This is a genomic window from Intrasporangium sp. (genome assembly GCF_032907665.1).
Lineage (GTDB): Bacteria > Actinomycetota > Actinomycetes > Actinomycetales > Dermatophilaceae > Intrasporangium.
Genome location: NZ_JAJJPG010000008.1, coordinates 40,207 through 49,506, shown reverse-complemented (window position 1 = coordinate 49,506; position 9,300 = coordinate 40,207). Strand labels below are relative to the sequence as shown.

The 9,300-nt window shown below is 71.0% G+C and carries 9 protein-coding genes; 4 read left to right on the top strand and 5 right to left on the bottom strand.

Translation table 11 applies throughout. The annotated features are described in order from the left end of the window. Positions 1-294: 294 nt before the first annotated feature. Together LOY02_RS02700 and LOY02_RS02695 are read right to left on the bottom strand one after the other, a co-directional pair. Positions 295-909 (bottom strand): glyoxalase, encoded by a 615-nt coding sequence (locus LOY02_RS02700; protein ID WP_317180784.1) that lies wholly within the window; start codon positions 907-909, stop codon positions 295-297. Between the two features lie 194 nt (positions 910-1,103). Then, positions 1,104-2,210, bottom strand: coding sequence for an epoxide hydrolase (locus LOY02_RS02695; protein ID WP_317180783.1), 1,107 nt, complete (start codon positions 2,208-2,210; stop codon positions 1,104-1,106). Between the two features lie 95 nt (positions 2,211-2,305). Between LOY02_RS02695 and LOY02_RS02690 the strand changes: the two genes are divergently transcribed. After that, positions 2,306-2,959 carry a helix-turn-helix domain-containing protein gene (locus LOY02_RS02690; protein ID WP_317180782.1) on the top strand — a complete coding sequence of 218 codons (654 nt, stop codon included), beginning with the start codon at positions 2,306-2,308 and terminating at the stop codon, positions 2,957-2,959. Positions 2,960-3,008: 49 nt separating this feature from the next. On the opposite strand, the gene LOY02_RS02685 is transcribed toward LOY02_RS02690, so the two are convergent. Together LOY02_RS02685 and LOY02_RS02680 are read right to left on the bottom strand one after the other, a co-directional pair. Continuing rightward, the gene (locus LOY02_RS02685) at positions 3,009-5,012 is read right to left on the bottom strand and encodes a multicopper oxidase family protein (RefSeq protein WP_317180781.1); all 2,004 of its coding nucleotides are present in this window, start codon (positions 5,010-5,012) and stop codon (positions 3,009-3,011) included. Then, positions 5,009-5,497, bottom strand: a complete 489-nt coding sequence (locus LOY02_RS02680) for a DUF6220 domain-containing protein (protein WP_317180780.1) — start codon at positions 5,495-5,497, stop codon at positions 5,009-5,011. The genes LOY02_RS02685 and LOY02_RS02680 overlap by 4 nt, the downstream gene beginning before the upstream one ends. Before the next feature lie 232 nt (positions 5,498-5,729). Here LOY02_RS02680 and LOY02_RS02675 point away from each other — a divergent pair, with 232 nt between their 5' ends. Genes LOY02_RS02675 through LOY02_RS02665 form a run of 3 tightly spaced genes read left to right on the top strand, consistent with a single transcriptional unit; the run spans position 5,730 to position 8,556 of the window. Beyond that, on the top strand, positions 5,730-6,992 hold the full coding sequence (locus LOY02_RS02675) for a sensor histidine kinase (protein WP_317180779.1): 1,263 nt from the start codon (positions 5,730-5,732) through the stop codon (positions 6,990-6,992). A gap of 2 nt (positions 6,993-6,994) precedes the next feature. Beyond that, the gene (locus LOY02_RS02670) at positions 6,995-7,690 is read left to right on the top strand and encodes a response regulator transcription factor (protein WP_317180778.1); all 696 of its coding nucleotides are present in this window, start codon (positions 6,995-6,997) and stop codon (positions 7,688-7,690) included. Next, positions 7,687-8,556 carry an MBL fold metallo-hydrolase gene (locus LOY02_RS02665; RefSeq protein ID WP_317180777.1) on the top strand — a complete coding sequence of 290 codons (870 nt, stop codon included), beginning with the start codon at positions 7,687-7,689 and terminating at the stop codon, positions 8,554-8,556. The genes LOY02_RS02670 and LOY02_RS02665 overlap by 4 nt, the downstream gene beginning before the upstream one ends. Before the next feature lie 68 nt (positions 8,557-8,624). Here LOY02_RS02665 and wrbA read toward each other — a convergent pair whose 3' ends face one another. After that, positions 8,625-9,254 (bottom strand): NAD(P)H:quinone oxidoreductase, encoded by a 630-nt coding sequence (wrbA, locus tag LOY02_RS02660; protein ID WP_317180776.1) that lies wholly within the window; start codon positions 9,252-9,254, stop codon positions 8,625-8,627. Positions 9,255-9,300: the final 46 nt, after the last annotated feature.

Below are 9,300 nucleotides of genomic sequence, written 5' to 3'. Positions count from 1 at the left end.
AGGTAGCGCCTGATCGAGGCGTGTGAGGGGAATCGGCCGACACCCGCGCCAACCGGCCCGGCTGGTGGGTCCCCGTGAGCGGGGCCGGCCCAGCGGCATACGGCATGATCCGGGTGTCGGCAGCCGGGGCAAGCTGGCCCCTCTCGGGGCGAGATGCTGGCCGGTGGCCGCTGCGACCCGGTCGTTCCGCCGCGCGAGGGCGGTCGACCGGCTCCGGCCCAGCCGATCCGACCTCCCCGCGCCGGTGCGCTTCGTTGAGGGCCCGCTGCCACACGGGGTTGCACATGGGACCCCTCAGCCTTCCGGGCCCACGAAGGTGAACCCGTCCGGATCCGTGAAGGATCCCGCGTCGCTGTTGACCGCGAGCCGGTGCGACCCCGTGCCGTCGACCGGCACCCCGGCGTCCTTGGCAAGCGCGCGGCGGCCGTAGAGGGCCAGCTTCACGCCGCCTGTGCCCGTGTCGAACTCGACGTACTTGCGGCCGAAGCTCTTGCTGACTGCGAGGCCCCGCTCGACGTAGAACCGCTTGCTGGCGGCGACGTCGGCGACGCCGAGCAGGAGGACGAAGTCATCGAAGTCCTTCGTGGGGTGGCCGGTGTCCTTCTTGGCCGCCGTCGCGACCTTCAAGATCGCTCCGTCGGGTGCCTGGACGACCCCGCCGTAGCCCCAGAAGGACTTCGCGACCGGCTTGATCACGGTGGCGCCGGCGTCGACGGCCGCACCGACGAGGGCTGTGACGTTGGCGGGCTGGGACGTCGTGAGCGACACGGTGAAACCGCGGAAGCCGCTCGTGGGGGCGTCGGACGCGCGCAGGCGCACCTGCGTGTCCAGCCCGAGGGCGTCGGAGTAGAAGTGCTGGCTGGCCGACGGGTCGGCCACCTCGAGGGTGATGGCGTTGATGGAAGTCATGTCCTCGACGCTAGGGTCGGCCGGCGCGGTGGTGCTTCTCGATTCCTGACCGATCGCGGGCGGTTCCTTCACCGATGGGGCGTATGCCGCTGAGCCGGCTTCGGGACCGCCCACCACGCGCACCTCCCGTCCCGACGCGGCGCCACGCGCCGACGGGTGTCGGCGCGTGGCGCTCGTCTCGCGTGACCGGGTGGTCAGAGGCTCCTGAAGAACTCGACGACGTCGCCGGCCAGGGTGGCCGTGTCGTTGTGGGCGGCGTAGTGGCTGCCGCCGTCACGGAGACGCCACATGCGGATGTCGGCGTGGTCACGCTCGGCGAAGCGGCGGATCGAGCGGAAGTCGTTGCTCCACGACGAGAGCGCGATCGGCACCGTGGTGGGCCCCTCCGGCCGGTGCTGGGCCAGGTGGTTCTCCCGGTACTGGCGGATCGACGACCCCGCTGTCCGGGTGAACCAGTAGAGCGCGACGTTGCCGACGATGAAGTCGTTGTCCTGGTCGAGCATGAGCTGGGAGTTCCACCCCAGCAGGCCGACGGGCGAGTCGGCCAGCGCGTGGGCGAGCGTCTGGGGCGCCTGCGACTGGAGCACGTTGAAGGCGCCGAGGTTCTCCCAGAACCACGAGAGGACCTCCATCGCGGCCTGCTCGTCAGGAGTGAGGTCCTGCAGCTCGGACGGGTCGCCGGAGGGGAAGGAGAAGAGCTGGGTCACGTGGACGCCGATGCAGTGCTCGGGGTCGAGGCGCCCCACCTCGGGCGAGATCATCGACCCGCCGTCGTTGCCCACCGCGCCGTAGCGCTCGTAGCCGAGACGGCTCATGAGCGTGACCCACGCACGGGCGATGCGGAGGTTGTCCCAGCCGGCCTCGGTCGTCGGACCGGAGAAGCCGTAGCCGGGGATGGACGGGATGACGAGGTCGAAGCCGGCCTCGGTGAGCGGCTCGATGACGTCGAGGTACTCGAGGACGGACCCGGGCCAGCCGTGTGTGAGCAGGAGCGGGATCCCGCCCTCCCGCGCGGACCTGACGTGGATGAAGTGGACGTTCTGCCCGTCGATCGTCGTCGTGAACTGTGGCAGCGCGTTGAGCCGGGCCTCGAGGGCTCGCCAGTCGAAGGCGGTGAGCCAGTGCTCGGCGAGCTCGCGGACCTTGGCGAGCGGCACGCCGTATGCCGTCTCGGCTCCCTCGATCTCGTCGGTCCACCGGGCGCGGGCCAGACGGTCGAGGGCGTCGTCGATCTCGGACTGCGGGACCTCGACGGTGAAGGGGCGGATCTCGCTGCTGGCCGTGGTGGCAGTGCTGGTCATGGTGTTCTCCCTGTGCTGGATCTTTGATCGGAATGGAGCGTTCCGTTCTAGAGTAACGGAATGCTCCGTTCCGCACAACCCCTAGGATGGGTCTCATGACTGACACGCCACCGGGCCTGTCGGGCCGGAAGGCCCAGGCCGCCCGCAACGACACCCTGATCCTCGATGCCGCACGCACCGTGTTCCTCCGCGACCCGTCGGCCCCCATCGCGGCGGTGGCCAGCGAGGCCGGCGTCGGCATCAGTGCCCTCTACCGCCGCTACGCCAACAAGGACGCCATGCTCGCCAGCCTGTGCGCAGACGGCCTCGACCGCTACATCGCGGCGGCTCAACGCTCCTTGGAGAGCAGAGCCGACCCCTGGCACGCCTTCGTCGACTTCATCACGGAGATCGTCGACGCTGACGTACACGCCCTGACGGTCCGGCTGGCTGGAACGTTCACCCCGACCCCGGAGCTCGGGGCGCTTTCGGAGCAAGCAATCGCCTTGGGATCAGAGGTCTTTCGGCGCGCTGAGGAGGCTGGGTCGTTCCGTACGGGTCTCGTCTTCAACGATGTCGCCATGATCCTCGAGCAGGCCACTGCCGTCCGCGTGGCTGACCCCGACCGGACTGGCACGCTGCGACGCCGCTACCTCACACTCCAGCTGGAGGCCATCGCGGCCCGCCGCCCGCGCAGTCGCTCGGATCCGCTCCCCGGGCCACCACCATCGGACAGCGAGCTCGGAGAGCGCTGGATACCGCGCAGCTGAGTCGACCCGTGGTGCGTCCAGGGCGGGCGGTCAGTGCCCAGAGCGGTGGTCAGTGCCCAGGGTGGCCGGTCGCCGACACGGGAGCGAAGCCGTCATAGGCGAGCCGCAGCATCATTCCCTGGTGGGCATGGGGCAGGTTGTGGCAGTGGTTCATCCACACGCCGGGGTTGGTCGCCCTGAAGGCAACCTCCCAGACCTCACCGGGCCGCACGTCGAAGGTGTCCACCCACAGCGGGCTGCCTGAGGATCGCACCCCGTCCCTCGACAGGACCAGAACCGCATGACCGTGCAGATGCCACGGGTGGGTCTCGAGGCTTCGGTTGACCACCGTGAACCTGACGAGGTCGCCCTCGGCGACGACCTGGTCGGGGATCGAGGGATGCCCCTTGCCGTTGACCGTCTGGGCGAACGCAGGCCTGCCATCGACCATGGCGAGTCCCCGATCGAGCACCAGCGAGAAGTGCCGGTCCGCTTCCGCGGGGTCGAAGGGTGGTGTCGAGGGTTGTCCGTAGTGCAGGAGGTCGAGGTCGGGCCAGCCGCCGGTGTCCGTCTCGGCGTGGAGCGCGGCGGCTGCCGACACGCCCGGTGGCAGGAGCCTCAGGCCGCCACCACCGTCGTTGTCGACACGCACCGCGACCGGTGCGTCCGGCATCGTGAGCACCAGGTCGTGGCGCCCGCCTGCTGGTAGCCGCACTGCGACGTCCTCCACCTCGTCCGGCCGGTTCAGGTCGCGCCCGTCGACCGAGGCCACATGGAACGTGGAGCCGACCAAGGCCAAGTGGTGTGCCTCTGAGTCCGTGTTGACGAAGCGAAGACGGACTCGAGCCCCCGGAGCCACGGATCGCTCGGTGGGGCCGTCCTCGTCACCGATGAGCAGTGCGCCGCCGAAGGTGTGCAGGGGCAGTGTCAGGTCCAGGGGCGCCGCCGCAGTCGTCCCTGCGGCGTCGCCCGTCTCGGGCTGGGTGTCGCGCGGGTGCACGACCAGGGTCCCGTAGAGGCCGCGGGGCACGCCGTCGTGCGAGTCCTGGTGCGTGTGGTACCAGTACGTCCCGACCTGGTCGGCGCGGAAGCGGTAGACGAAGTCCTCGCCGGGCAGGACCGCAGGCTGAGTCAGCCCGGGCACACCGTCCTCACCGCACGCGACGTCGTAGCCGTGCCAGTGCACGGTGACGCCGTGGTCGATGTCGACGTTGCTCAGGGTGACCTCCACGACGTCTCCGGCCGTGGCCACGATCGCCGGCCCCGGCAACCGGCCGTTGTACGTCCAGGCGTCGACCTGTCTGCCGGAGGCAAGCCGGACCTTGGCCGTCCCGGCGCTCAGCGCGGCTCGGCGCACGACCCCGCCCGGCGCGGGGCCGGCCGCTCCACGGAGCCGGCTCACCGGTACGGTTGCGGTCGACAACGGCGCGGGCCCTCCCCCACTGGCCACAGCGGGACCCGGAAGCAGGCTCAGCCCCGCACCGGCACCACCCACGGTGACCACGGCGGCGCCCCCGGCCACAGTGAGGAACCGGCGCCGCGAGAGGCCGGGCCGGGCATCCGGACGGCGATCCCCGTCCGATGCAGCGCTCACGGGCTGGAGGTGCGGCGCCAGCACCCGGGCCGTGACCAGGGCACAGGCCCCCACCCCGGAGATCGTGAGGAGTGCCGTGCTCCACCGCAGCGGGTAGCCGGCGAGGAACGTCACCGCGAAGGCAGCAAGCGCTGCGAATCCGGCCGTCAGCAGGGCGATGACACTGGATGCCAGCGCGACCGGGCTGCCCTCCCGTCGCGCCCGTCGCAGCCGAGGCCCCGCGATGGTGAGGGCGGCGAGCGCGGCCACGGAGACCAGCGGCAGTCCCAACAGGACCTTCTCCTGCACGAACCACCAGCCGCGCCCGGCCAGGAGCATCACGGTGAGGACCCTGAGCGCGACGACCACGGCGGCGGTCCCCGTCAGCCACCGTCCCAGGCGGACCCGCCGGACCGCCACGGCCGCCCCGGCACCGAACCATGCAGCCGCACCCACGAGCGCGGCCGCATGGTCGAGCAGGATCAGCTGAAGGGATGTCATGAGCTGAGTTCAGCTGTCCCCGCGCCTGGTTCGGAGCCGGCCGTCGGCGATGCAGCAGTGGACGCGTGTGATCGCGGCGTCGCGGCTGCGGGCACCGCCAGCTCTCGCGCCCTGCGGATGACGGTCCCGAGCACGGCGACGATGGAGACCGCGTTGAGCGCATGCAGTCCGGAGACCAGCCTCCCGGGCGTCGTGGCACTGCCGGCCTCGCCGAGTCCGCCCGCGAGCACTGCGAGCACCGGCTGGAGCACCACCAGTCCCAGCACGACCACCGTCAGGCTGAGGACCCGTCCGGGTACCCGGGCCAGGGCGCCGGCGACCGCCGTGACGAGCGTGAGGACGACGGTGAGGTATCCCAGGGAGCGGTGGGGACCGAACGACTCGTCGTTGGGGGCGGGATCGAAGGCCCCGCTGCCCGCGAAGAAGAACTGCAGGACGACGGCCAGCAACAGCAGTGCCGTCAGACCGGTGAAGACTTTGCGCATGTGAGTGCTCCTTCCATTGCCACAGGCGCTGCCGTGATGACGCCTCGGAATGTGGACAGGGTGAGTGACGCGGTCGATCGTCGCGTCCGGGCAGCCCGTGGGTCGTCGGCCAGTCGAGGACCGTGCCTACGCAGACCGGCGTAACCCGCGCTCTGGCGACCACGCTTCTCGCCGTAGGCGACTGCGAAAGTAAGAGGGTGTGCGGTCCCGCGGCGGTCCCTAGCATGGGTGCATGCCCGAGCGCACCGCCCACTACCGTCTGCCTGTGTGGGTGCAGGATGTGCTGCTCGCCCTCTTCGTCACCGCGGCGCAGGTCCAGGGAACCGTCTCCCGGGAAGCGGCCGACCTGGGCAGCGTGATGCGCCCGCTCACCGATCTCGGGCACCTCGGCTTCGTGCTGCTCGTCGCGAGCGGTGTCGTCCTGACGGTCCGCCGCCGCTGGCCTGTCGCGGTGTTCGCGTTCACAGCCCTCGTCAGCCTCACCTACTACACCCTGGACTTCCCCGATGGGCCCGGCTGGCTCGGTCTCTTCGTCGCCCTCTACACGTTGACCGCCCTCGGCGACGGCCGACGCTCGGTGCGGATTGCCGCCGTGGGCATCCTCGCTCTCAGTGTCGGCTGGCTGGTGGCCGCCGCGGATCTGGAGCCGCGCGCCGCCATCGGCTGGGTGTTCTTCCGGATCGGCGCGTCCGTGATGAGCGCTGCTCTCGGGGAGAGCGTCCGGTCCCGACGGTTCATCGCAGCCGAGGCCCTGGAGCGGGCCGAGCTGGCGGAGCGGACCCGCGAGGAGGAGGCCCGGGCCCGCGTCGACGAGGAACGCCTGAGGATCGCCCGCGAGGTCCACGACACCGTCGCGCACGCCATCGCCATCATCAATGTCCAGGCCGGCGTCACCGCCCACATCCTCGACAAGAGGCCGGAACGGGCCCGCGAGACCCTGGAGGCCATCGAGCACACCAGTGCCCGGGCGCTGCAGGACATGCGCACCATCCTCGGGGTGCTCCGTGACGCCAACGACGGGCGCGTCCCGCACCCGGGGATCGGACAGATCGACGAGCTCACGTCCAAGGCGCGCGACGCCGGCCTCGACCTGCGACTCCAGACCGGTCCCCTCCCGGCGACAGTGCCGAGCGCGGTCGGCAGTGCCGTCTATCGGATCCTCCAGGAATCCATCACCAATGTCCTGCGGCACGTCGGTCCCACCAGGGTCGACATCGCGCTGGGGTGCACGTCGGACGTGGTGGAGGTCCGCGTCACCGATGGAGGTCGGCGCATCGACGGTCAGCCCTCCGCGCCCGCAGGCGCCGGGGTGGGAGAGGAGGCTTCCGCAAGCGACGGGGACCGAGCAACGGCACCGACTGGGGCGGGTCGGGGCATCCTCGGGATGCGCGAGCGGTGCCAGCTCCTCGGCGGGGAGCTCGACGCGCAACCGGTCCCGGGAGGCGGGTTCCAGGTCACGGCACGACTGCCCCTCGCGCCTGCTGGTCTGGCGTGATCATGGGCCCGAGCGACGCGTCGCGTGACGACCGCCGGATCAGGGTCGTGCTCGTCGACGACGAGGAGCTCGTGCGTTCCGGCTTCCGCCTCCTGCTCGACCTCGAGAGCGACATCGTCGTGGTCGGTGAGGCCACCAACGGCAGCGAGGCCGTCGAGCAGGCTCGCCTCACCCGACCGGACGTGGTGCTCATGGACATCCGAATGCCGAGGATGGACGGCATCGAGGCCACCCGGGAACTCGCCTCGACCAAAGGGCTGCAGGACGTCCGCGTTCTCATCCTGACGACCTACGACACCGACGCCTACGTCTTCGAGGGGCTGGAGGCCGGTGCCAGCGGGTTCCTGCTCAAGGACGCAGGCCCTGCCGAGCTCCTGCACGCCATCCGGGTCGTCGCGGCCGGCGAGGCCCTGCTCGCGCCGCGCATCACCCGCCGGCTCATCGCCCAGTTCACTGCCCACCGCGCCGCGACCGCCGTCGCAGAGGACCGGCTCTCCGTCCTCACCGACCGTGAGCGCGAAGTCGTCGGGCTCGTGGGACGTGGTCTGAGCAACGCCGAGATCGGCGCCGAGCTGTTCCTCAGCCCCGCCACAGCGCGGACGCATGTCAGCCGAGCCATGGTCAAGCTGCGTGCTCGGGACCGTGCGCAGCTCGTCGTCATCGCGTATCAGACCGGCCTCGTGAGTCCTGCGCCGTGAGCGGCGACGACGGAGCCGCACCTGTCGAGGCGCGGCGTGTGGGCACGTTCACCGTCACTGCGCTGAACGACGCGGTCGGCGTGTTCCCCGTTTCCGTCGATGTCGCCTTCCCCGGCGCCTCACCCAGCGCCTTGGCAGCCGCGCGTGAGCTCGACCCCCGGGCATGCGACGAACCGTCGGTCTGGCGACTCTCCTTCCGGGCGTTCGCCGTTCGCGGAGATGACGGGAGGGTGCTCGTCGTCGACCTGGGGGTGGGCTCGGAGCACTCCCCCGCCTCCAGATGGGCTCCGACGCCCGGGCGCCTTCCGCTGGCGATGGCGGCCGCGGGGATCCGTCCCGAGGACGTCGACGTCGTGGTGCTCACACACCTCCACTCAGACCACTGCGGGTGGGTGCTCGGCGACGACGGGGAGCCGTTGTTCGGCAACGCCGAGCACGTCATCCAGCACCGTGAGCTGGAGTCCCTGACCGAGGAGTCGAGCCCGGGCCTGCGACAGCACGTCGTCGAGCCGCTCCGCCGAGGTGACCTGCTCAGGCCGATCCGCGGGCGGCAGGTCCTGCGCTCCGCCGGCCGGTCGACCGTTGCGGCCGTCCCCACCCCGGGGCACACTCCTGGTCACCAGTCGGTCGTGGTGACCTCATCGCACGACATCGTCGTCGTGACGGGTGACGCGTTCGTCCACGCCGCGCAGCTCGCCGACCCGACGACGTCCTACGTCCACGAGGACGACCCGACCCGCGCTGCGGCCACCCGCGACCAGCTTCTCGAACTGGCGGGGGGTGGCCGCTCGGCCCTGGCGACAGCCCACACGATGCGACCGTTCTTCGACGTCGACGACGGTGCCGTGCAGCGGCCGGCCCCCTGAGCGCCCGGCGAAGGCGCGGTCACCGCGACGAGGCGAAGGCGCCGTCGCCGCGGCGAGGGGAGGCGCCGTCACCGCGGCGAGGCGAGTGCCTCCGACTGCTGGGCAACCCGACCGGCCTTGAGCACCGAGGCGGTCTCGACCGCCCGCCGCGCCTGGTAGCGGGCCGCTTCGAGAGCCACCTCGCCGGGAGGGCCGTCGCCGGCGACATGAGAAGCGCCGTAGGGGTTGCCCGCCCTGGCCTGGATGGGGTCGGTGTAACCGGGCGGCACGATGATGCCGCCCCAGTGGTAGAAGGTGTTGGCCAGAGTGAGCAAGGTCGACTCCTGCCCCCCGTGCGCGGTGTTGGAGGCGGTGAAGGCCGAGTAGACCTTGCCGGCGAGCGTGCCCTGCTGCCACAGCGGTCCGGTCGTCTCGATGAAGGCGCGGAGCTGGCTCGTGGGGTTGCCGAAACGGGTGGGAGTGCCGAAGAGCACGACATCCGCCCAGGCGAGGTCATCGAGCTCGGCCTCGGCGACGTCGGACGTGTTCGCCACGTGCTCGGCCCAGGCCGGCCGCGAGTCGATCATCTCCTGGGTGGCGAGCTCACGGACCTTGCGCAGCCGCACCTCCGCACCAGCTGCCGCAGCGCCGTCGGCTGCTGCTCGCGCCAGGGCGTGCACAGAGCCGGTGGCGCTGTAGTAGATGATTGCGGCGTTCACGGAGCCCATGGTTTCCGTCCCTTCGTCGAGGTCTCGTTGCAGGACC

Excerpts from the sequence above, each read along its gene's own strand:
- LOY02_RS02675 (WP_317180779.1), top strand. The coding sequence starts at position 5,730 with ATGCCCGAGCGCACCGCCCACTACCGTCTGCCTGTGTGGGTGCAGGAT.
- LOY02_RS02695 (WP_317180783.1), bottom strand. The coding sequence starts at position 2,210 with ATGACCAGCACTGCCACCACGGCCAGCAGCGAGATCCGCCCCTTCACC.
- LOY02_RS02685 (WP_317180781.1), bottom strand. The coding sequence starts at position 5,012 with ATGACATCCCTTCAGCTGATCCTGCTCGACCATGCGGCCGCGCTCGTG.
- LOY02_RS02700 (WP_317180784.1), bottom strand. The coding sequence starts at position 909 with ATGACTTCCATCAACGCCATCACCCTCGAGGTGGCCGACCCGTCGGCC.
- LOY02_RS02690 (WP_317180782.1), top strand. The coding sequence starts at position 2,306 with ATGACTGACACGCCACCGGGCCTGTCGGGCCGGAAGGCCCAGGCCGCC.
- LOY02_RS02670 (WP_317180778.1), top strand. The coding sequence starts at position 6,995 with ATGGGCCCGAGCGACGCGTCGCGTGACGACCGCCGGATCAGGGTCGTG.
- LOY02_RS02680 (WP_317180780.1), bottom strand. The coding sequence starts at position 5,497 with ATGCGCAAAGTCTTCACCGGTCTGACGGCACTGCTGTTGCTGGCCGTC.